This is a genomic window from Aeromonas sp. SE22, assembly GCF_038739755.1.
In the GTDB taxonomy this organism is placed as follows: Bacteria; Pseudomonadota; Gammaproteobacteria; order Enterobacterales; family Aeromonadaceae; genus Aeromonas; species Aeromonas jandaei.
In genome coordinates this window covers 714,411-735,327 of sequence record NZ_JBCGFD010000001.1, presented here as the reverse complement: position 1 = coordinate 735,327, position 20,917 = coordinate 714,411, and the positions used below count along the sequence as shown (strand labels likewise).

The window sequence follows — 20,917 nt, the reverse complement described above, 5'->3', positions numbered from 1 at the left end:
TTGCTCCTTCGCTTATTCGTGGTTCGCTCAGGCCTCGACGGCCCCCAGCAGGTAGTGGTGATGAGCATGGACATGGCTGATGATCCGGCACATGTCGCCAAGGGCTGCTGGCGCATCCTTGATCCGGCTCTGGGCGTCTATGGTCAGGCGATAGGTCTCGCCATCCTGACGCACCCGCAGTTCGCCACCGTCAGCCAGATAGAACCCGGGGTTGCGGCTGTTGTCGAAGTCCTCGGGCAGGCTGAAGATGGTGACCTTGTCCTGATAGGGCTTGCCCTGCCACGGGCAGAACTGGGCGCAGTTGCCACATTCGTTGCAGTAGGCATCCAGGTGCAGGGTCTGGAACTGGTCTTTGAAGCCCGGCACCGCGATGGCGACGTTGGCCCGGTTGGGGCAGACATCCACGCACTTGCTGCAGAGGTAGTTGCACTCGAGGCAACGGTGCGCCTCTTGCGCCACGAAGGCATCACGCTCGTTCTTGTCGACCATGGTGACGGCGATGCTCCCCTTGCGGCGGTAGATCTCATCCTTGCCCGACGGCTGGATGGTCACTTCGCTCTGCTGGCTGGCGATATGCTCGCGAGAGAGCACCAGATCCGCCGCGCGGCGGGCACCACCGATGGCACCGACGATGGAGGACGGGCCGCTCTGCACGTCACCGATGAGGAAGACGTTGCGACGGCTGGTTTCGCCGGTCTGGCCATCCACCTCGGGCCAGCCATCGCTGCCAAGAGGAATGCCCATCGCTTTGAGCACCTCGCAGTCAGGCTGCTCGCCAATGGCGGTGATCAAGGCATCCATCTGCATCACTTCAGTCTGCTCGGTGGGCACCGGACGGCGGCGGCCCTGCTCGTCAGCTTCCCCCAGCGCCATCATCCGCACGGTGAGCTTGCCATCTTTCTCAAAGCGCTCCGGATTGGTGAGGAAGCAGAAACGCACCCCATCCTCCACAGCTTCCAGATACTCCTCGCGATAGGCGGGCATCTCTTTTTCGCTGCGACGGTAGATCACGGTGACATCGCTGACACCCGGCACTTTAAGAGCCGCGCGGGCGCAGTCCATGGCGGTGTTGCCGGCACCGATCACCGCCACATGACGGCCCAGCGGCAGCGGTTTGCCCTGATTGAAGCTGCGCAGGAAGTTAAAAGACTTGTAAACCCGCTCGTGCCCCCCCTCAAGGCGCATGCCACCGTTCTTGTCGGCGCCGATGCCGACGAAGACATAGCTAAAGCCCTGGGCGTGCAGCTTGTCGACGGTGAGCGCCGGATCGCAGCCAAACTCGAACTTGACCCCGTGAGCGGCGACAAAGTCGATGTCATGCTGGATAAGCTCGGCCGGAATGCGGAACTCGGGGATGATGTGCTTGACCACGCCACCGGCATCCGCTTCGCGCTCGAACACGGTGACCGGGTGACCGGCACGGGCCAGGAAGTAACCGGCGGAGAGACCGGCCGGGCCGGCGCCAATAACTGCAACCGGATGCTTGTCACCGCTGCCGGCCGGTTTGTGCCAGCGGGCCTTGTACCCTTCCCAGCCGCGCTCCAGCGCCACTTTTTTCAGCTCGCGGATATTGAGCGCGCTGTCGTAGTCGAGACGGGTGCAGTTGTACTGGCACTGGTGATCGCAGATGTGGCTGGTGATGGCGGGCAAGGCGTTGCGCTGATAAATCAGCTCAAGGGCTGCCACATACTCCCCCTCGCCCATCAGGCGAATGTACTCGGGGATATCCTGATGCACGGCGCAGGCGGTGACGCAGGGCGCCACGTAGCAGTCGGTCAGCGGCAGGCCACCACCCACTTCGATGCGATCCTCGGACTTCCACTCCTTCTGGGTGTAATCCATGGTGAGCGCCTTGGCAGCAAGTGCCTCCAGCTTGGCCACATCCACCTGACTCATGCCCCAGCTGTCAGAGGCGTCGATCTCTTTGAGGCACTCAATCTGGCGCAGGTAGCCACCCGGCTTGAGCAGATCGGTGGCCATGGTGATGGGACGGATACCGGTCTCGAAGATCTCGGCGATGTTGAACTTGCTGGCACCGCCCGAGTAGGAGATGGGCAGCTTGCCATCGAAGGCGCGGGACAGCACGGCCGCCACGTTGATGGAGAGGGGGAACAGCGCCCGGCCGGACATATACATCTCATCCCCCGGCAGCGCCCCTTTGCGGTTGATGGTGCCGAGAGTGTTGGTGAGCTTGACCCCGAAGGTAAGCCCCTTCTCGGCTCCCAGCGCCATCAGACGGGTCAGCATCGCCTTGGCCTGATCCAGCTTGAGGTCGTGATCGAACGACTCTTCGCTCAGACCAATGTAATCAAAGCCACAGGTATCGAGGATCTCGCGCACCCGCGGGTAACCCAGCAGGGTCGGGTTGAGTTTGACGAAGGTGTTGAGCCCCTTCTCTTCCAGCATATAGCGGCAGATGGCCTCAATTTCGTTGGGCGGGCAGCCATGCATGGTGGAGAGGGTAACGCCGTGCACCAGCTCAGCCGGGATGCGCTCCACCAGCTGTTGCAGGCGATCGCGGCGCGCCCCCAGTCCCAGCTCGGCGATAAACTGCTCGTCGGCCACCAGTTCACGTACCACCTGCTGGTACTCGACAAATTTCGGATTGCTGCTGGCATCCATCAGGCTGTGGATGAACTGCTGCATCGGTGGCTGTTTGATGCCATCGAGGTTGTAACCCACGCTCATGTTGAAGATGAATGACTTGGCCTCTCCGTCGAGACGGGGATCGAACACCTCTTCCAGCAGGTAGAGGGCAAACCAGGCTTTCAGATACTCGTCAAACGCCTTGGGCAGGGTGAACTCGGTAGACCACTCGGTGTTGAAGCACTCGTCTTCTGCATCGATGCAGGGCTTTTCCAGTTCGAGACGGTCCAGGATCTGCACCGTCTTGAGCTCGATAAAGCGCCCGCCGGTCAGCCAGGAGGTGACGATGTTCTGGGCCAACTGGGTATGGGGGCCGGCTGCCGGGCCAATGGGGGTCTCGCAGGTTTCACCGAACACCTTGATCTTGCGCTCGTCCTGCTTGCGATAAAATTGTGCGGCGGGAATACCGAAAATGCTCTGACTCTCTTTATATTCCGCAAAAATGCGGGTCAGAAGGTTCTTGAAGGGAACGGGTCGCATAATATCGCCCATGGCTATCTCCTTGCAGCTGTTCTGCGCATTGGCAGCATGAATAAATGGGGTATCCCGCACGGGCATTACCCCTTGGCAAGGAGAGGAGCAACTATCAGGCCACTCCATCGGCAAAACTATTTTTTAGGGTAAAAGCGTGAGATGGCTCGAATTAATGAAGGCTGTTTGGCATGTCGCCATTATGATTAATGAGAGTGGTTCTCACTCACTTGAAATTTTATTCAAGGCAATGCCAGTGTAAAAAGAGAAGTATCAAATCGGCAGCGATAAATATCACTTTGATAGGGTGAAAATCATCCAGCATTATCGCAAGCCAGCCCCGACCAATATGGTCGGGGCTGGCTTAAAAGTCACAGCCATATAAAAGGCAGTCGTCGCTATTTCGGTTTATCCAAAGGCTGCGAGATGACTCGCGTTACCGCCCCTCTGGCTGCCATTGTATGCAGAGGGAGGTGGGTCCCAACGATACGGCTCAGCCCTGCTCGGTCGTAAACTCGTCGGCAGAACGCAGCTCCAGCTCGCCGCGGATCAGCGCCTGATATCGCTCGGGGGTATCGATATCAAAGAGGATGGCAGGACTCTCGACCGGTATGCTTCGGTGTGGGCGTTGCAGCAACCAGCGGCGCACCGAACCCTGTGCCGGCGCGGCAGCCAGCTCCCTTGCGAGGGATTTTGGCAGCAAGACCGGATGACCCGCCTCCCCCTCAAAGCTCGGGAACAGGGCGAGCTCTCCCCGCGCCTGCCACAACTGCTGATAGACCTCGCACGGGATACAGGGCAGATCCCCGTGGCTGATAAAGAGGTAGTCAGCATCGCTGGCCGCCAGAGCGCAGCGGATGGAACTGCCCAGCCCCAACTCATAGTCAGGGTTATGGACGATGAGAATGTCGGGGCGATTCCCATAACAGGCAGCGAGTTCGGCCCCGCGATGACCCACGACCAAAATAATCCGGGAGCAGAAGGCCAGGGCATTTTTGAGACTTGCATCAAGAATTGTCCCCGAGCCATAAGGTAGCATCATTTTCCATGCCCCCATGCGGGATGACAAACCTGCTGCGGTAATTATACAGTCACACTGTTCACGCCCCCGAGCCTGCACCTTTTCATTCACCTCGCTATTTATTTCGGTCATTGCCATGTCCTTGCCACACTCTGTTATTCACGCGTTTCCGGATATTGGTTCGCTTTTAAATCCACTGCTTAAAAATAGTGACAACCATACCACGCTAATTAGCCTTTGTGGTGCCGGCGGAAAAACCAGCACCCTGTTCTGGCTGGCGGAATATTTTTATAAGCAGGGTAAAAGGGTGCTAATTACCACCACCACCCGGATGTTTCTGCCAGCCCCGTCACACTATCGGGAATTGATTATCGAGACGGATCCCGTTCGTCAACTTACCCGCTGTCAGGCGCTGCCGGATGGCCCGACCCTGGTTGCCCTGTTCAGCCATCTCGACGAGCGCACCGGCAAGGTTGCAGGGCCGGATCTGCGCCAAATCGACCTGCTCAAAGGACAGCAGCGCTTCGATCTCATCCTGGTCGAAGCGGATGGCGCCCATCACAAGTTATTGAAAGTGCCCGCTTTGCACGAACCTTGCATTCCACACCAGAGTGACTGGGTGATCGCCCTGCTGGGCGGCGCCATGGTGGGAGCCAATGCCGAACCGGCGCAGATCCACCGCTGGGCTGAATTGCAGGCCCTGTGCGGGATTGCGGCGGGTGAGCCACTGGATTGGGCACTGTTTGACAGGCTGATCTCCCACCCCGAGGGGGTGTTCAAGGGCACCCCGCCCGGGGCGCGCCGGATCTGGTTTATCAATGGCGATTATCAAAATGAGGCGTCGTGGCTGGCGGAATTGATAAAGCTGCAGAGCCGCCACCCCGAGATCCACGCCATCTGGCAGGGGGCCGTGCGCGAATCCCCCCCCATCCGTCACCTGATCTGCACAGCTCCGCACGGGGAGGCGCTTTAGCCTCACCCCTGACGTTTTAAGGATGAAAAGAGGTACCTTATGAATCTGTTTGCACACGCAGCCCGACTGGAACAGGAGAACACGCCGTTTGCCATGGCCCAGATCATCGAGAGCCGGGGCTCCACCCCGCGCCATCAGGCCCAGATGCTGGTGATGGCCGATGGCCAGATCCTCGGTACCATCGGCGGCGGCATGATCGAGCGGCTGGTGATCGAGGAAGCGATGGCCGCCATTGCCGAACGCAAGCCCCGTATCTTCCACGGCCGGATGGCACGCAACGGTGAGCATGCGGTCGGGTCGGATTGCGGTGGTGCCATGTCGGTCTATATCGATGTCTATGGTCTGCGACCACGGCTGGTGCTCATTGGTGCCGGCCACGTCAACCGGGCTGTGGCCCATGCTGCGGCGCCACTCGGCTTTGATGTCCATGTAGGGGATTGCTTCGAGGGGAGCCTCAACCCTGGCCTCTTCCCGGCAAGTACCCATCTGGTGCAGGCCGATACCATCAGCGCGGTGATCGATAAACTGGCCATCGAGTCCGCCAACTTCGTCATCATCGCCACCAACCATCAGGACAAGGAGGCGCTGGATCGGCTCATCAGCCGTCCCCTCGCCTATCTGGGGCTACTCGCCAGCAAGCGCAAGGTGCAGACCTTCACCCAGGCGCTGCGCCAGCAAGGGGTGAGCCAGGAGCAACTGCAGCAGCTGCACGCCCCCATCGGTTACAACATCGGAGCCGAAACCCCGGAAGAGATCGCCATCAGCATCCTCGCCGAGCTGCTGCAGGTGAAAAACGGCAAATCGGGTGGCCTGATGCAGGACGATGTGCGCCTCAAGCGGGATCAGCTGGTGGTGATGCGTGGCTCCGGCGATATCGCCACCGGGGTGGCGCTGCGCCTGCACAATGCCGGTTTCAAGGTGGTGATGCTGGATCTCGACAAACCCACGGTGATCCGCCGCACTGTTGCCTTCGCCCAGGGGATGTTTGACGGCGAGACCAGCGTCGAAGGGGTACGAGCCAAGCGGGTCGAGAGCGTCGAACAGGCATTCGAGCAGCTGGATCGGGGCGTCATTCCGCTACTGGTTGACCCTGACTGTGCCACCCTCGCCGAGCTCAAGCCCCGCTATCTGGTGGATGCCATCCTCGCCAAGCAGAATCTCGGCACCCACAAGGAGATGGCCCCCATTACGGTGGCCCTTGGCCCGGGGTTTGAGGCGGGGCGCGACTGCGATGCGGTCATTGAGACCAACCGCGGTCATCATCTGGGCCGGGTCATCTATCAGGGCCCTGCCCAGCCCAATACCGGTATTCCCGGGGTGATCGAGGGGCACTCCGCCCGCCGGGTGGTGCGCGCGCCCGTCGCCGGAGTGATGAAGAGCATTATCAAGCTCGGTGATCTGGTGCAGGAGGGGGATGTGATTGCCCATGTAGGGGACGCTCCCATTATCGCGCCGCTCTCCGGCATGGTGCGAGGTCTGCTCAGCGATGGCATCGAGGTCACCGTCGGCTTCAAGATCGGTGACATCGACCCCAGAGGCGAGCGGGCCGACGCCACTACGGTATCGGACAAGGCTCGCGCCATCGGCGGCGCCGTGCTGGAAGCCATGATGCATCTGGCCCAGCGCAGATAAGAGAGTGTTCTTAAAACCAGAAGGGCCCGCCATGATGGCGGGCCCTTTTTATTTCGTTGCCGACAATCGACTCAGCCGTGCTTGATGCGAGTCTCCCCCGCCACCGACACCACAGAGCGCTTGCCCTTGCGGCTGATGACGATAAGCGCCAGCACGATAAGGGCGATGCCGCTCCCCTCCACCGGCCCCGGATTTTCGCCCAGCAGCCACCAGGAGAGCAGCACGCCGCTCACCGGCACCGCCAAGGTACTGAGGCTGGCGATCCCGGCAGGCAGCTTTTTCAGTACGAACAGCCAGAGGCTCCAGGCCAGCGCCGTGGCGAAGATAGCGCTGTAGGCGAGCGCGCCAAACACATAGGGCTGCCAGTCGATGGGTCGCTCCGGCACCAGCGCCGCCACCACGGCCATCACCATGGTGGCGTAGATCATCTGCCAGGTGGTGAGGGACATCAGATCCACCGCGGGGTGGCGGGCATACATCCGCTTGGCGATGATGGCGCTGATCCCCCAGCAGATGCCGGAGGCAATCCCCAGCAGCGCGCTCTTCATGGAATCCAGATGCAGTTGCCAGGGCTCGATCACCAGCAGCAGGCCGCAGGCGGCCACCCCGACCGCCAGATAGTGCAGCTTGCGCATCCGCTCGCCGAGAAAGAGCGCCGCGAAGATCACCACCCAGAACGGCATGGTGTAGCTCAGAATAGCCACCTTGCCCGCCCCGCCGCTGATCAGCGCCCACTGGGCCAACCCCACCATGCCGCAGGTCTGGAACAGGGCGATGGCGAGGGTATAGCGAAACGGGGTGGGTTTAAGATAACGGCGCCCGCGCAGCGCCAACACCAGCAGCAGAACCAGAGATCCGCACAGGCAGCGCAGGGCGGTGAACTCGAAGGCCCCCGCGTAGAGCATCACCTGCTTCATCACGATCCAGCTGTAACTCCAGATGGCGGTGAGCAGGATCAATCCCACCAGCGCCGCCATATTGATCTTTCCGCTCATTTGCTTGCTACTCACCTCTTGTCACTCATTGCGCCGGGTCTGCTCTCGGCGTCTTGCCCGCGCTTGAAGGCGGCCATCTTACGCCGCTCATCCTCCGCTGACCATGGTCGCCCCCGAAATGAACAAGGGGGCCGACGGCCCCCGCAATCACACTCAACCCGAGCTGGAACGCCTAGCGGCTGATAAGGGTTCCCGTCTTGCCGGCAATGCCGTCGGCGGCCTTCTCCAGCAAGGTGATCAGGGATTTGCGCCCCGGCATGGAAGTGGCAAACGAGAGCGCAGCCTCCACCTTGGGCAGCATGGATCCCTTGGCAAACTGCCCCTGCTCGATAAAACACTGGGCATCTCCCACGCTCAGCTGATCGAGCCACTGCACATCGGGCTTGCCAAAGTTGATGGCGACCTTCTCTACCGCGGTAAGGATGATCAGCATGTCGGCATCGATAAGCTCCGCCAGCTTGGCACTGGCCCAATCCTTGTCGATCACCGCGCTGGCACCGCGCAGGTGATTGCCCTCGCGCAGCACCGGGATGCCGCCGCCACCGACGGTGATCACCACCTGACCGGCAGCCAGCATGGCAGAGACGGTCTCTTTCTCGATGATATCGACGGGTTTGGGGGATGCCACTACCCGGCGATAGCCGCGACCGGCATCCTCTTTGAGCCGCTCCCCCTTGGCCATCAATGCTTCGGCCTCCTCCTTGCTGAAGAAGCCGCCGATGGGTTTGCTCGGGTCGAGGAAGGCGGGATCGTTTTTATCCACCTCAACCTGGGTCACCAAGGTGGCGACCGGCTTGTGGATGCCGCGTTCAAGCAGTGCCTCGCGCAGGGCGTTTTGCAGGTCATAACCGATATAACCCTGACTCAGGGCCACGCAGACCGACATGGGCAGATGGGGCGCCTTGGGATCGTGGCGGGCCGCCACCTCGAACGCCTGCTGGATCATCCCTACCTGCGGGCCGTTGCCGTGGGTCACCACCACCTCATGCCCCTGGGCGATCAGGTCGGCAATGGTGCCCGCCGTGCTCTGCACCGCCTTCATCTGCTCGGGCAGGTTGTTGCCCAGCGCATTGCCACCAAGGGCCAGTACGATTCTCTGTTTCATCTTGTTATCTCCAGTGATGGGGCAAGCCGGCGCAATACCGGCCCACCTTTCGTTGTTCACATAACCTTGCTGATTTGCGTATTTCGAACGGATTGTCAGCCGGCCACTGTGGGGCAAGGCGAGTGCAGCTCCGGCGCCAACGCCGGATCAAAGGGCGCTCTGGCCAGAAAACGGCCGTGGCCACGCCGCCCCAGAAACTCGCCATCGCGAGCGACTATCTCGCCACGGCTCAGGGTCATCCTGATCTGGCCGGGGCAATGCATCCCCTCGTAGGGGCTGTAGTCGCCGTTGTCGTGCAGCAGTGGGTGAGAAATCAGGGTGTCACCGCGGGGATCCATCAGCACCAAATCGGCGTCAGACCCCGGTTGCAGGTTGCCCTTGCGCGGCCAGAGGCCAAACAGGCGAGCCGGGTTGGCGCTGGTGAGTGCCACGAAGCGCGACGGCGAGATGCGCCCGCCCAATACCCCGTGGGCAAACAGCAGCAGCATCCGGTTTTCGACCCCGGGCAAGCCGTTGGGGCAGCGGCTGAAATCGCCGCCCGAGAGGGTCATGCGCTGGGCGTGGGAGAAGTTGCAGTGATCGGTCGCCACCGTATCGATGTCGCCCGCAGCGATACCGACCCACAGCTTGTCCTGCTCGCGGCGTGAGCGCAGCGGTGGGCTCAGCAGATAGTCGACCCCGTTCTCCTTGTAATAACACTGCTCATCGAGCAGCAGATATTGCGGGCAGGTCTCCACCCAGACCGGCTGACCCTGACGACGCGCCAATTTCAGATACTCCAGCCCCAAGCCGTTGGAGAGGTGGACGATATAGAGCGGCGCATTGCCAGCGAGCCCCGCCAGATTGATCATCCGGGCCACCGCCTCGGCTTCGCACTCCAGTGGGCGGCTTTGCGGGTGATACCAAGGCTCATGATGGCCTGCGGCCAATAGGGCAGCCCGGCGCGCCGCGATGGCTGCATCGTTCTCGGGGTGGACGGTGGCGAGCGCCCCCACCTCCTTGAGGCGGGCCAGGGCGCGCAGCACGTCGTGATCCCCCAACTTGTACTGGTAGGTGAGATAGAGCTTGAAGCTGCAGATCCCCTCCTCCTGCACCATGGCGGCCATCTCGTGGAGGATGGCGTCATCCACATGCTGGATCACGCCGTGAAAGCTGTAATCGATCACCGCCTGATCGGCGGCATAGTCGTGATAGCGGGCCAGCTGGTGATGCAGATTGCACCCCGCCGGGCCAAATCCCATGTGATCGACGATGGTGGTGGTGCCACCACAGGCGGCGGCACGGGTACCGCTGAAAAAGTCATCGCAACTGCGGGCAATGCCCACGTCGATGTTGAAGTGGGTATGGACGTCGATGCCGCCCGGCATCACATAGCAGCCGCTGGCATCGATCACGTCGGTCTCGCCATCGGGCTGGATAGCGGCGGCTCGCGCGCGGATCACCCCGTTCTCGATCAGCAGATCCTGACGATATTCCCCCTGTGCATCGACCAGCACACCGTTTTTGATCAGCCGTTTCATTCCCACCACCTCGAACATCACTTCAAACAGCAAAGCCCCGCCTCAATGGAGTCGGGGCACTTGCCACACTTGCAACAGCCGGGCGGTGATGGCAGTCACCACCCGGCAGACCCCTTACTTGTCCAGCTCGGCCAGATAGAGCATGGGGATCACGGCGTACATGGCGGCGCACTTGACCAGATGCTCTTTCCAGGTCTTCTCGTTCGGGGCGTGGGCCTCCGGCTCTTTACCCGGGCCAAAACCGATGACCGGAATACCGTGGCGACCCATGATGGAGACCCCGTTGGTCGAGAAGGTCCACTTGTCCACCACCGGCTCCTTGTTGAACAGCTCGCGATAAGCCTTGGAGAGGGTTTTGACGGTGATGTGATCCTCTTCCACCTTCCATGTCGGGAAGTAGCACTCGGTCGGGTAGACCAGACCGGTGTAGGCCGGACGGTCGTACTGGTACATGGAGACCTCGGCACCGGCAGCTTTTACCGCAGGCAGAGCGCGGATCTCGTCGAGCGCCCCTTGCCAGGTTTCGCCCCAGGTGAGACGGCGGTCGATAGAGACGGCGCAGCTGTCCGCCACGGCGCAGCGGCTCGGCGAAGTGAAGAAGATCTCGGAGACGGTCAGGGTACCCTTGCCGAGGAAGTCGTCGTTGCCGAGGCTGTGGCTCAGCTCCTGCAGCTCGCCAAGAATGGGACCCATCTTGAAGATGGCGTTGTCACCGCGCTCCGGTGCGGAGCCGTGGCAGCTGACCCCCTGCACATCGATGCGGATCTCCATGCGGCCACGCTGGCCACGGTAGATCTGGCAGTCGGTGGGTTCGGTACTGACCACGAACTCGGGGCGGATCTTGCTCTGCTCGATGATGTACTGCCAGCAGAGGCCATCGCAATCCTCCTCCTGCACGGTACCGGTTACCAGCAGGGTGTACTGATCTTCCAGCCCCAGATCCTTGATGATCTTGCCCGCATAGACCATGGAGGCCATGCCGCCTTCTTGGTCAGATGCGCCACGACCGCCGATGATCTCGTGATCTTCCATCCCCTCATAGGGGTCGAACTTCCAGTTGGCCATGTTGCCGACGCCCACGGTATCGATGTGGGCATCCATGGCGATCAGGTGCGGGCCGTGACCGATATAGCCCAGCACGTTGCCCATGGGGTCGATCTCGACCTTGTCAAAGCCAACCTTCTCCATCTCCTGCTTGATGCGCAGCACGACGCGCTCTTCATCGCAGCTCTCGCTCGGGATGGCGATCATGTCGCGCAGGAACTGACTCATCTCGGCCTTGTACTGATAGGCCTTCTCCAACACCATTTCAAACGGAATTTGCTTGCTCATTGTGATTCTCCATAACAACTGAGAGTGCGCGGCCTGTTCGTCGGCAGCGCCCTGTGCCCGTTACCGCGCCCCGTTGGCGAGGCGCGATCAGTTCTTCAATTCGTCTCTCTGCTCTCGCAGGGATTACTCACAGCCGGGGTTAATCGCAGGCAGGATGTTTGCCTTCCCACACCACTTCCCGGTAGTGCTTAACATCGGTGTCCCCTTCGGTGTTGATGATGAGTACGACCGAGTTGCTATCCAGCCCCAGACGTTCCATCAGCGCCGCGCGATCCGGGTGGTGACGCACGGCCGCCAGCACGCCGGTACCGACCGAGCCGGACTCACCGGAGATGATGCGGGGGTCATTGCCAAGAGGGTTGCCGAGCACTCTCATCCCTAATGCCGACACCTTGTCGTGGCAGGAGATGAACTGGGTGGTGCAGCCCCTGAGCAGCGGCCAGCCAAGCGGGTTGGGTTCACCGCAGGCGAGACCGGCCATGATGGTGCGCATGTCGCCCCCCACGTTGACCATCTCCCCTGCCACGCCGGAGCGGTAGATGCAGTCGGCCTGATCCGGCTCGACCACGATGCTGTGCAGGTTTTTCGCCCCGAAGCAGTCCACCAGATAGCCAAGCACTCCACCCGCCAGCGCCCCTACCCCTGCCTGCAGCAGCACGTGGGTCGGCTGCTTGATGCCCATATCCTGCATCTGCTCGACCGCTTCGTCGGCCAGAGTGGAGTAACCCTGCATGATCCAGGTCGGGATCTTGGTGTAGCCCTCCCAGGCGGTGTCCTGCACTATGTGCCAACCGCGCTCTTCGGCCATCTTCATGGTCAGGCGCACGGTATCGTCGTAGTTCATGTCGGTGACGATGCACTCGGCACCGAGATTGAGAATGTGGTCAACCCGCTCCTGGGCAGAGCCCTTGGGCATGTAGACCACCGCATGCTGACCCACCTGCTTGGCGGCCCAGGCGACGCCGCGGCCGTGGTTGCCATCTGTGGTGGTGGCGAAGGTCATCGGCTCCTTGATGGTGCGCTTGATGAGATCGAAGGAGAAATCCTCGACTGCCACCCCGTATTTTTCACAGAGCAGGTTGGCAATGGCGTAGACACCACCCAGCATCTTGAAGGCATTGAGACCAAAGCGTTTTGACTCATCCTTGACCAGAATATTTTTTACCCCGATATAGGCGGCCAGATCTTTCAGGTCACACAGAGGAGTCGGTTCATAACCGGCCAGTTTTTTATGAAAGGCACGGGCCTTTTGTGCTTCGGCGCGAGAAAACAGGGGAGATGGTTCACCGGTAAAAAAACGGTTATCGGCAATATCCATCTTCAGAGAAAATTGGGACATGCGTACCTCATCCAGATTATGGGGTCGGGAGCCATCTCACCGGGAAATCCGATATTCAGATACCACGGGGAGAAAACTCACGACAATTCCGCTGTTGTAGCAGGCAGGGGAATGATTACCCCTGCCATTTCTTTTATTTATTTCAGCCAACGCTATTTATTTAACCCGCTTCTGGGCCTCTTTCAGCAGCGTTTCGAGGGTCTCTCCCGGGGCGGAGAATTTACGAGCCATGATCATGGCGGCGATAATATAGGGCTTCCAGCTCGCCTCTTTATAAGTGGCGATACGATATTTCTCGAATACCCCTTCGGTTACTTCCCCTTCCTTGCAGGAGACACCGGAAATATCGGCCGGCAGGCAGTGCATATAGAGCGCTTCGCCACCCTTGGTGAGCTTCATCATCTCTTCGGTGCAGTGCCAATCCTTGTGCTTGGCGTTCTGCTCAAGGCAGTGTTTCTCCAGCTCTTTGAGGCCAGCGTGGTCATTGGCACGCAGTAGTTCGGTACGCTGCTCCATCACCTTGTAGGGAGCCCAGGACTTGGGATAGACGATATCGGCATCCTTGAAGGCCTCTTCCATGGAGGTGACCTGGCGGAAGCTGCCGCCGGATGCCTTGGCATTCTCCTTGGCCACTTCGATCACGTCCGGGATCAGGTCATACCCTTCCGGGTGGGCCAGGGTCACATCCATACCAAAGCGGGTCATCAGGCCGATGATGCCCTGCGGCACGGAGAGCGGCTTGCCGTAGCTAGGGGAGTAAGCCCAGGTCATCGCAATCTTCTTGCCCTTGAGGTTTTCCAGGCTGCCGAAGTGCTCCTGCAACCAGGCCAGATCAGCCATGGACTGAGTCGGGTGATCAATGTCGCACTGCAGGTTGACCAGCGCCGGACGCTGGGGCAGCACCCCCTTCTCGAACCCTTCATCCAGTGCGGCGCCCACTTCACGCATATAGGCGTTACCAGCACCCAGATACATGTCATCGCGGATACCGATGGCATCGGCGCAGAAGGAGATCATATTGGCGGTTTCACGGACGGTTTCACCGTGGGCGATCTGGGATTTGCCCTCATCCAGATCCTGCTGGGCCAGACCGAGCAGGTTCAGCGCAGAGGCATAAGAGAAGCGGGTTCGGGTGGAGTTATCGCGGAAAACCGAGATACCGAGCCCGCTGTTAAACAGTTTGGTAGCAATATTTTCGGCACGCAGTGTCTTGAGGGATTCGGCCAGTTTCAATACCAGTTCAAGCTCCTGAGGTGTTTGCTCCCAGGTCAGCAGAAAATCTTTTTCATGCAGGTTGGATTTGAGTGCTTTGATCTCTTTGATTAACTCGTTCACTGCTTTCATCGTTCGCCCCAATTCGTTGGATGATATATGAATAGCTCCCCAGTCACTCACGATGTCACCAGCATCCCGGTTATGGGTGAGCTCATCGGTTAGCGTCGATATAGGGCAATCAATAAGCGTGCCAAGGTAAAGATTTGCGGCGGAATAATAAGAAATGGCAAAAGTATGTGATGGGCGCCACAAAAATAGCAGCGATTAGCCCTATTTGGCTGATGAGGTAATGCGCTCACTGAATTTATCCTGCTGCGACCACATCTCATGGGGTGATAAAACCGAGTAACGGTAGAGATAATTATCATCCCGACGCATCGCTCGGGGCTGAAATGATATCAAGCAGACCAACTTTATCATTATGATAAGCAGCCGGGAGGTGACGGCCCTCCCCTTTAACACTCTGCTACTCAAGCGCCCACAGACGCCAGTGCGGCGCAGCAATCAATACCTCCTGTTCCAGCCACTTTCCATCGGTGATCAACTCATCGAGCCAAGGGAGAGCTCCCCTCACTCTTTCCTCTTTACGCCAGTGCACCTTGCCAGCCACCTCCGTAAAAGCGCCTACGGGACGGGCATAGTGTTCCAGATAAGAGTGGATGGCGTCGGGAAGCCAGAGCATGGCGGGGCGATGAAGCTCACGAGCCAGTTCAACGGCGATATCTATGCCACGTTGATCAAGATCGCCAAAGTGAGCCCACTCTATGCTTTGAGGCAGCAAGGGGATCAGCCGCTTGGCAAGTCTGGTATTGCGCCCGGGGGCAAACAGCAGCAGTTGTCCAGGCTGCAACGGATAATCGACAAAAGCCCCCTTGTTCTCCACCGTAATGACCCGCTCCCCTTGCCAGCCGATGGCCAGCAACGTGCCCAGAACCCGCTCCGGCAACGCCAACTCCCCCAGCAGCGCCATCATTGCCGTCATATCGTGCTGCTGACCGCGCATATCGACCAGCGAGAACGGATCGACTGTGCGGATGCGGATCACCTCATCCTGTGTCAGCGTCAGATTCGCCAGTTGTGGATCCGGACATTCACTGCGCGGATGCTTGCTGTCCCCATACCAGAGCGCATACCCGCAGGCTTGATTCAGCTGCACCGGCAACGTCACACCAAGAAGCGCCAGTTGCTCACGCTTGTTCGGTTCCGGTGGCACTACCTGCGCCAACTGGCTGACAAGATACGTCCGTCCATCATCGGTCAAGACATAGAGTGCGCCACGTCCAACCGGCCTGATCCCGCCCACCGCCTGCAACAGCTCCTTCAACTCGCGACCATGTCTGCTCTCAAGAGAACAGCCCTTCTCGTTCCGGCTATCGAGCAACCGTGCACACAGTTCCTGCACCCGGATCTCATCAAACAACGACATCTCACCTCTCCCTGACAGCGTCATATGAGGAAGTAGATGTAATTTTCCTTGCTGTTACCGTGACCAGCTTCGCAAGAGAACTTTTCAACGCCTGTGCGCCCGTCAATGCATTTGATGAAACTGGTAAACACAGGCCAAAGGGCGCAAGCTGGTTTGACCTGCAGACCATTCGCAGCATGGCTCCGGCCACTTTACCCACCACAGCAAGGAGTGCTTATGACCGATGCCGCCGACAAGTCGCCCTACTCCTGGCAGCTTTCGGATATCCGCGAGCTGGCGCAACTGCTGACCCAGGCGCTGCCCGCTACCGTGCAGATAACGGAAGCGGTACATCAGGCGGTGCTGGACGGTATGGGTATCAAGGGGCGAGAGAAAGGTAAAACGGCGGGGCTCACCGGGCTTATTTACAAGGGAGTTCATGGGGCCGCCAATAGCCTCGGCAGTGGTATAAATGGCTTGCTGGCCCGCCTGCCACTCCCGACGCAACATTCTGTGGCAGAGACGCCCAAGCGCGCTGCCCTGCTTGCCACCCTCAATGGCGTGCTGGGTGACAAGCTGGTCGAGCAGCAAAACGCCCTCGCCACCCCGATGACTCTGCGCTATCAGGGCAAACCGCTCGATTGGCAGACCATGCCAGCCGACCTTCCCCACGCGGGGCGAGTGCTGCTGATGATCCATGGCCTTTGCATGAACGACTTGCAGTGGCAAACCAGCTATCAGGGGAAGTCCGTCAACCATGGCGAAGCGGTGGCCAGGGCGCTTGGCTATCTGCCTCTCTATCTGCGCTACAACTCGGGTCTCTCCATTGCCAGCAACGGGCAGGCGCTGGCACTGCAGCTGGAGGAGCTGTGTAACCGATGGCCGGGGGCCATCAAGCAGCTCAGCGTGCTGGCCTACAGCATGGGGGGACTGGTTATCCGAAGTGCCTGCCATTACGCCCAAACCCACTCACTGCAATGGCCCAAGCGACTGCGGCATCTGATCTTTCTTGGCACACCGCACCACGGTGCGCCGCTCGAGTCGGCTGGCCACTGGCTGGAGCAGCTGCTGCCAGTCACCCCTTACAGCATGCCCTTTGTGAAGCTGACCCGCATACGCAGCCAGGGCATTCGGGATCTTCGTCATGGCAAGGTCATCGACGCCTCCCGTAATAACAAGGAGTTCACAATAAGGCGCGATCCCCGCCAACCGCTCCCGCTTCCAAGCGGCGTAGCCTGCTTTGCCATCGCGGGCACCACATCCGCCAAACGCACCCTGCTGGCAGAGCGGCTGATTGGCGATGGACTGGTCCCCCTGCGCAGTGCGCTGGGCCTGCACCGGGAGCGCGCACATCAACTCGACTTTCCCCCCGAACATACCCTGATCGCCTATCGCACCACTCATATGGCGCTGCTCGGCAGCCCGGAGGTCGGTGCACAACTGCTGGACTGGCTTGACGATGTCAGGTGATCCCCCTTCTCTTTGCATACCGTTTCAGAAATTTGGTCGAACAGCGCCAATCGGGCGCCGCATGCTGTGCTCGCAGCAACTAGCCTTGGAGGCAGTGTTTGATATGAGCCAGCAGTGGAGCGCCATATGTTCTCTTACACCCTCACCTTCAAGGATGATGTCGACCGCCTGACCGCCCCCGAGCAGGAGGTCTCCTTGCAAAGCCCTGCCCAGGCGGGCGATTTCCTTATCCTCTCCGACGGCAGCCGCCATCAGGTGATGTTTGTCACCCACAGGGCCAACTACAGCAGCCTCTATCTCGATAAAGGGGTCAGGGTGCCGCAAAGCTAGCGAATCATCTGTCAGTTAGCGAAAGCAAAAGAGCGGCACTTGGCCGCTCTTTGATCTCTCTTTATGTGGATTTGCTGTTACAGCACCTTGATCACCGGTTGGTGCACTATCTCGGCGTCGTTTTTATAGACCACCAGCTCACCCGGTGGCACGCCTCGCTCACCCAATACGGTTACAACGCACTCGTAGCGATAGGGGCCGCTCGTGAAGAGATAGGTATGATTCCCCCCCGTCCCCTCCACCCTGACGGTGCCATTTCTCAGCACCAGATCCGGCTTGTCGGCGAGCGTCTTGCCCCTGGCCCAGGAGGCGTAGCGATAGTGGCCATCGTTCAACTCGTCGATGCGAATGGTAAATTTCTCGGTCTGCCACATCAGCGCGGGGCTCTTGTACTCCCGCACACTGGGATGCAGACCACTCTTCTGCCTGGCGATAAGCTCGGCTTTCAATTTGGCAGCCTGCGCAGTCTGATGATTGATACCGATGACCTTGCCATCAAAATCCATCCAGACCTCGCCACTGCCCAGCATGATGCCGCGCCAGCCCATGGTCTGCCAATCCTGCCCGACCCGGGAGGTAGCGATGCTTGTTAAAATGACGTCATCAAATACCTCGTCAAAACGGGTCAGCATCTCCGCCGGGGTTTTGATGGCAGGAATGGGATACTCCTGCTTGAAGGGGTACTTCATCTGGTTGGCAAGGGCCTGATGATCCCGGGCTTCTGCCGCATCGACCAACTGCTGCACAAAGGGGCGATATTCGGCCGGCAGCTGCTCTTCATCGGCTGATACGGGGAGTGCGACCCACAAGGTTCCAAGCAACAGCAGAGCCTTCAGCCCATAACGTCCCCGTACCTCATTGCTATTGCGGCTAAACAGCGCCCTGACATTCCATCTTGCCACTTTCATTCTGCCTGCTCCCCACATAACTAAAACGGCCAGCCACTATCCGCAAACATTAGCTGGCGGACTTGAGCGATTTTTTAACGCGTTTGAGTGCCATCTGCCGCTTGAGCGGTGACAGGTAATCAATGAACAGGTTGCCATCCAGATGATCAATTTCATGCTGCATGACAATGGCCAAAAAATCGCTGCTCTCGATGGTGATCGGATTGCCTTTTCGATCCAGTGCAGATACCACCACCGAGCTGTAACGCTCGACATCCGCGTAGTAATCCGGCACGGAGAGACAGCCCTCTTGTCCAAACACCTTTTCAGTACCGCTTATCACTTGTGGATTAATCAAAACCAGCGGCTGATCCCTGCTCTCGGACAAGTCGATAATAACGACGGCCTCTTTACGCCCGACTTGAGTCGCGGCCAAACCAATCCCGTTTTCCGTCGCATACAGGGTTGCCAGCATGTCATCGATCAGCCCCTGTACGGCAGCGATATCCTCAACTCGCTCGGCCTTGATCCTCAACCTGGGGTCGGGAGCCGTCAAAATATTCAAAATCGCCATCACAACTCTCCATTAACCACTTTTTTCAATCCGAGGTCACAGCCCAACGGCCGGGACATGGAGACAAACGCCTGCTCCTCTTCGACCACGCTGTAACCAAGGCGCTCATAAAACCGTATCGCCCCATGGTTCTCTCTGAAGCTGGACAGGGTGACCCGGCATTTGCCCTCACGCTCAGCCTCCTGATGCAGCCGTTCCATCACGGCAGCGCCAAGCTGCCGTCCCTGATACTGAGGGAAAATGATCAGCAGATGAACATGCAGGGCATCCTCATATGGCTTGCGACATAACAGACCAATACGTTCTCCCCCATGCAGGATCCACGAAAACCATTGCGGCAAATATGAGCTGGCTAGCCGTTCGCGTTGAAATTGGTCATCCCAGCCAAAGAGCACCTCAACATAGGGAAATATTCCCTGTTTCACGGCAGTAAAGACCTGCTCAAATTCACTTTGAGGCACATTAATCAGCTCAATATCCATCTCTTTCCCTGCTCAAGCCATATTGAAAAAATAAACAAACTGATAAATTATTAAGACATACTGATAGCCACAAAGATCTACCCTGAGCACTCAATATAAAGCACCAAGCTATTTTTACTTCAACAAGAACTCGTACATTTAGCAGATACCACCTTCGAGAAACCCCATCCCCTCTTTAATTTTTTCTAGATTGGCTTTTGAGGTAAGCATCTCCACGACAAGAAACGCAACGTCCATTGCAGTGGACGGGCTACGTGAAGTGATAATATTCCCATCGATAACGATAGGTTGATTCAGTACCTGTACACCATACTCTTGCATCTGTTGTTGCCGTTTCTGACTCAGATGATAAGTCGTACCATTGCGACCGCTTAGCACACCACTTTTGGCAATAGGCAATGCCCCCACGCACACCGAAGCAATAACTTTTCCCTTGACATCAAAATCTTTAATCCATGCCAATAGCCTTGGATCATACGCATCATCATAAAAGCCTGCACGGCTCATACCTCCCGGTATTACTAGGGAATCAAACTCTTCGATATCTATTTCATCAAACAGACATTCCGGTTCGATCGTAAAATTCCATGCACATTTAACTCGTTGGTGAAAACCAACTGTAGTTAACTGTATGGGCTCAAGGCCATAAGTTGTCGTCCAACCAAAGGCATCTGTAAATACTGATGCCTCATACTCTTCAACCCCATTACACAAAAATAGAATTACTTTTGAATTTCGCTTCCTTTCTGAGTTCACTCTATCCATCCTGTAATCAACATGAACTAACATTTGCCACAAAACACTTTAATAACCGTTGCATGGTAATATACCATGCTAATTTTTTCACGAAGAAAGGCAATCAAAACTCTAAATTGTGACATAACTTAAATCAGCTTAGCCATTAAGTATTCATCAACATATTCACCATCAACTTTCATCGAGTTTAGCTTTATTCCCTCGACCTCAAAACCACAAGCGTGATAAAGAGCACAAGCTCGGACATTATGACACATGACATTTAACTCCATACGGGTAAAGGCTCGCGCGGTTGCCCACTCTTCCAGCGCAGAAAACAACTGTTTACCAAATCCCTGTCCGGTTGTGGATTGTTGAATACCGATAACACAATACAAGACATGTTTGTTACGATTTGCTGGTTGACCAATGCCGACAATAAAGCCAGCAATCTCATCGTGCTCTGCCAGTACCAGCATGACTTTGTTGTTTGCATCAACAAACGATGCCAATATTTGGGCTTGTTCAACCTCTGTCGTAGTGCGCTCTCCCGGCTCATAAAGCATAAAAGTTGTTTCACTGTCGAGTCGGTTCATTAACGCCAAGACATTGTGTGCATCAGATACACATACTTTTCTCACTTCCATCTGATGGCCTCAGATTTAATAGTTAATGTCAAGTTATACATATATTTATGAAGCTTTATCGCTTTTATATCATCTAAA

The 20,917-nt window shown here is 58.0% G+C and carries 18 protein-coding genes; 4 read left to right on the top strand and 14 right to left on the bottom strand.

Translation table 11 applies throughout. The annotated features are described in order from the left end of the window. Positions 1-27: 27 nt before the first annotated feature. Positions 28-3,138: a putative selenate reductase subunit YgfK gene (gene ygfK / locus AAHA39_RS03160; protein WP_320654927.1), complete on the bottom strand. Its 3,111-nt coding sequence runs from the start codon at positions 3,136-3,138 to the stop codon at positions 28-30. A gap of 472 nt (positions 3,139-3,610) precedes the next feature. Continuing rightward, on the bottom strand, positions 3,611-4,270 hold the full coding sequence (mocA, locus tag AAHA39_RS03155) for a molybdenum cofactor cytidylyltransferase (protein ID WP_342689992.1): 660 nt from the start codon (positions 4,268-4,270) through the stop codon (positions 3,611-3,613). A gap of 4 nt (positions 4,271-4,274) precedes the next feature. Between mocA and yqeC the strand changes: the two genes are divergently transcribed. Beyond that, a complete protein-coding gene (gene yqeC / locus AAHA39_RS03150; RefSeq protein ID WP_320654931.1) occupies positions 4,275-5,111 on the top strand; it encodes a selenium cofactor biosynthesis protein YqeC in 837 nt (278 codons plus the stop codon). Between the two features lie 39 nt (positions 5,112-5,150). Then, positions 5,151-6,743 carry a selenium-dependent molybdenum cofactor biosynthesis protein YqeB gene (gene yqeB, locus AAHA39_RS03145; RefSeq protein WP_320654933.1) on the top strand — a complete coding sequence of 531 codons (1,593 nt, stop codon included), beginning with the start codon at positions 5,151-5,153 and terminating at the stop codon, positions 6,741-6,743. A gap of 71 nt (positions 6,744-6,814) precedes the next feature. On the opposite strand, the gene AAHA39_RS03140 is transcribed toward yqeB, so the two are convergent. From AAHA39_RS03140 to AAHA39_RS03110, 7 genes are all read right to left on the bottom strand, one after another. Next, positions 6,815-7,738, bottom strand: coding sequence for a DMT family transporter (locus AAHA39_RS03140; protein WP_041207668.1), 924 nt, complete (start codon positions 7,736-7,738; stop codon positions 6,815-6,817). Positions 7,739-7,910: 172 nt separating this feature from the next. Continuing rightward, complete coding sequence (gene arcC / locus AAHA39_RS03135) at positions 7,911-8,843, bottom strand: carbamate kinase (protein WP_139434604.1); 933 nt, start codon at positions 8,841-8,843, stop codon at positions 7,911-7,913. A gap of 95 nt (positions 8,844-8,938) precedes the next feature. Then, entirely contained in the window at positions 8,939-10,363 is a 1,425-nt protein-coding gene (hydA, locus tag AAHA39_RS03130; protein ID WP_320654937.1) for a dihydropyrimidinase, read from the bottom strand. A gap of 114 nt (positions 10,364-10,477) precedes the next feature. After that, complete coding sequence (locus AAHA39_RS03125; protein WP_320654939.1) at positions 10,478-11,695, bottom strand: YgeY family selenium metabolism-linked hydrolase; 1,218 nt, start codon at positions 11,693-11,695, stop codon at positions 10,478-10,480. A gap of 139 nt (positions 11,696-11,834) precedes the next feature. Next, positions 11,835-13,034: a diaminopropionate ammonia-lyase gene (gene dpaL / locus AAHA39_RS03120; protein WP_043850868.1), complete on the bottom strand. Its 1,200-nt coding sequence runs from the start codon at positions 13,032-13,034 to the stop codon at positions 11,835-11,837. A 156-nt stretch (positions 13,035-13,190) separates the two neighbouring features. Further along, positions 13,191-14,378 (bottom strand): knotted carbamoyltransferase YgeW, encoded by a 1,188-nt coding sequence (ygeW, locus tag AAHA39_RS03115; protein WP_033113254.1) that lies wholly within the window; start codon positions 14,376-14,378, stop codon positions 13,191-13,193. A 397-nt stretch (positions 14,379-14,775) separates the two neighbouring features. Then, a complete protein-coding gene (locus tag AAHA39_RS03110; RefSeq protein WP_320654943.1) occupies positions 14,776-15,735 on the bottom strand; it encodes a Wadjet anti-phage system protein JetD domain-containing protein in 960 nt (319 codons plus the stop codon). A gap of 216 nt (positions 15,736-15,951) precedes the next feature. On the opposite strand from AAHA39_RS03110, the gene AAHA39_RS03105 reads away from it, so the two are divergent. Both AAHA39_RS03105 and AAHA39_RS03100 read left to right on the top strand, forming a co-directional pair. Continuing rightward, positions 15,952-17,184, top strand: a complete 1,233-nt coding sequence (locus AAHA39_RS03105) for an esterase/lipase family protein (protein WP_320654945.1) — start codon at positions 15,952-15,954, stop codon at positions 17,182-17,184. A gap of 126 nt (positions 17,185-17,310) precedes the next feature. Then, complete coding sequence (locus AAHA39_RS03100; RefSeq protein WP_033113256.1) at positions 17,311-17,514, top strand: hypothetical protein; 204 nt, start codon at positions 17,311-17,313, stop codon at positions 17,512-17,514. Positions 17,515-17,591: 77 nt separating this feature from the next. On the opposite strand, the gene AAHA39_RS03095 is transcribed toward AAHA39_RS03100, so the two are convergent. From AAHA39_RS03095 to AAHA39_RS03075, 5 genes are all read right to left on the bottom strand, one after another. Further along, positions 17,592-18,422 carry a hypothetical protein gene (locus AAHA39_RS03095; RefSeq protein ID WP_320654948.1) on the bottom strand — a complete coding sequence of 277 codons (831 nt, stop codon included), beginning with the start codon at positions 18,420-18,422 and terminating at the stop codon, positions 17,592-17,594. Positions 18,423-18,471: 49 nt separating this feature from the next. Continuing rightward, positions 18,472-18,975, bottom strand: coding sequence for a peptide deformylase (gene def, locus AAHA39_RS03090; RefSeq protein WP_320654950.1), 504 nt, complete (start codon positions 18,973-18,975; stop codon positions 18,472-18,474). Further along, positions 18,975-19,457, bottom strand: coding sequence for a GNAT family N-acetyltransferase (locus tag AAHA39_RS03085; RefSeq protein ID WP_043850872.1), 483 nt, complete (start codon positions 19,455-19,457; stop codon positions 18,975-18,977). The genes def and AAHA39_RS03085 overlap by 1 nt, the downstream gene beginning before the upstream one ends. A gap of 138 nt (positions 19,458-19,595) precedes the next feature. After that, complete coding sequence (locus tag AAHA39_RS03080; RefSeq protein WP_139402034.1) at positions 19,596-20,222, bottom strand: DJ-1/PfpI family protein; 627 nt, start codon at positions 20,220-20,222, stop codon at positions 19,596-19,598. 119 nt (positions 20,223-20,341) lie between these two features. Continuing rightward, entirely contained in the window at positions 20,342-20,839 is a 498-nt protein-coding gene (locus tag AAHA39_RS03075) for a GNAT family N-acetyltransferase (protein WP_320654953.1), read from the bottom strand. Positions 20,840-20,917: the final 78 nt, after the last annotated feature.

Bases quoted from the DNA above. Each gene is read 5' to 3' on its own strand.
- ygfK (WP_320654927.1), bottom strand. From the start codon at position 3,138: ATGGGCGATATTATGCGACCCGTTCCCTTCAAGAACCTTCTGACCCGC.
- mocA (WP_342689992.1), bottom strand. From the start codon at position 4,270: ATGACCGAAATAAATAGCGAGGTGAATGAAAAGGTGCAGGCTCGGGGG.
- yqeC (WP_320654931.1), top strand. From the start codon at position 4,275: ATGTCCTTGCCACACTCTGTTATTCACGCGTTTCCGGATATTGGTTCG.
- yqeB (WP_320654933.1), top strand. From the start codon at position 5,151: ATGAATCTGTTTGCACACGCAGCCCGACTGGAACAGGAGAACACGCCG.
- AAHA39_RS03140 (WP_041207668.1), bottom strand. From the start codon at position 7,738: ATGAGCGGAAAGATCAATATGGCGGCGCTGGTGGGATTGATCCTGCTC.
- arcC (WP_139434604.1), bottom strand. From the start codon at position 8,843: ATGAAACAGAGAATCGTACTGGCCCTTGGTGGCAATGCGCTGGGCAAC.
- hydA (WP_320654937.1), bottom strand. From the start codon at position 10,363: ATGAAACGGCTGATCAAAAACGGTGTGCTGGTCGATGCACAGGGGGAA.
- AAHA39_RS03125 (WP_320654939.1), bottom strand. From the start codon at position 11,695: ATGAGCAAGCAAATTCCGTTTGAAATGGTGTTGGAGAAGGCCTATCAG.
- dpaL (WP_043850868.1), bottom strand. From the start codon at position 13,034: ATGTCCCAATTTTCTCTGAAGATGGATATTGCCGATAACCGTTTTTTT.
- ygeW (WP_033113254.1), bottom strand. From the start codon at position 14,378: ATGAAAGCAGTGAACGAGTTAATCAAAGAGATCAAAGCACTCAAATCC.
- AAHA39_RS03110 (WP_320654943.1), bottom strand. From the start codon at position 15,735: ATGTCGTTGTTTGATGAGATCCGGGTGCAGGAACTGTGTGCACGGTTG.
- AAHA39_RS03105 (WP_320654945.1), top strand. From the start codon at position 15,952: ATGACCGATGCCGCCGACAAGTCGCCCTACTCCTGGCAGCTTTCGGAT.
- AAHA39_RS03100 (WP_033113256.1), top strand. From the start codon at position 17,311: ATGTTCTCTTACACCCTCACCTTCAAGGATGATGTCGACCGCCTGACC.
- AAHA39_RS03095 (WP_320654948.1), bottom strand. From the start codon at position 18,422: ATGAAAGTGGCAAGATGGAATGTCAGGGCGCTGTTTAGCCGCAATAGC.
- def (WP_320654950.1), bottom strand. From the start codon at position 18,975: ATGGCGATTTTGAATATTTTGACGGCTCCCGACCCCAGGTTGAGGATC.
- AAHA39_RS03085 (WP_043850872.1), bottom strand. From the start codon at position 19,457: ATGGATATTGAGCTGATTAATGTGCCTCAAAGTGAATTTGAGCAGGTC.
- AAHA39_RS03080 (WP_139402034.1), bottom strand. From the start codon at position 20,222: ATGGATAGAGTGAACTCAGAAAGGAAGCGAAATTCAAAAGTAATTCTA.
- AAHA39_RS03075 (WP_320654953.1), bottom strand. From the start codon at position 20,839: ATGGAAGTGAGAAAAGTATGTGTATCTGATGCACACAATGTCTTGGCG.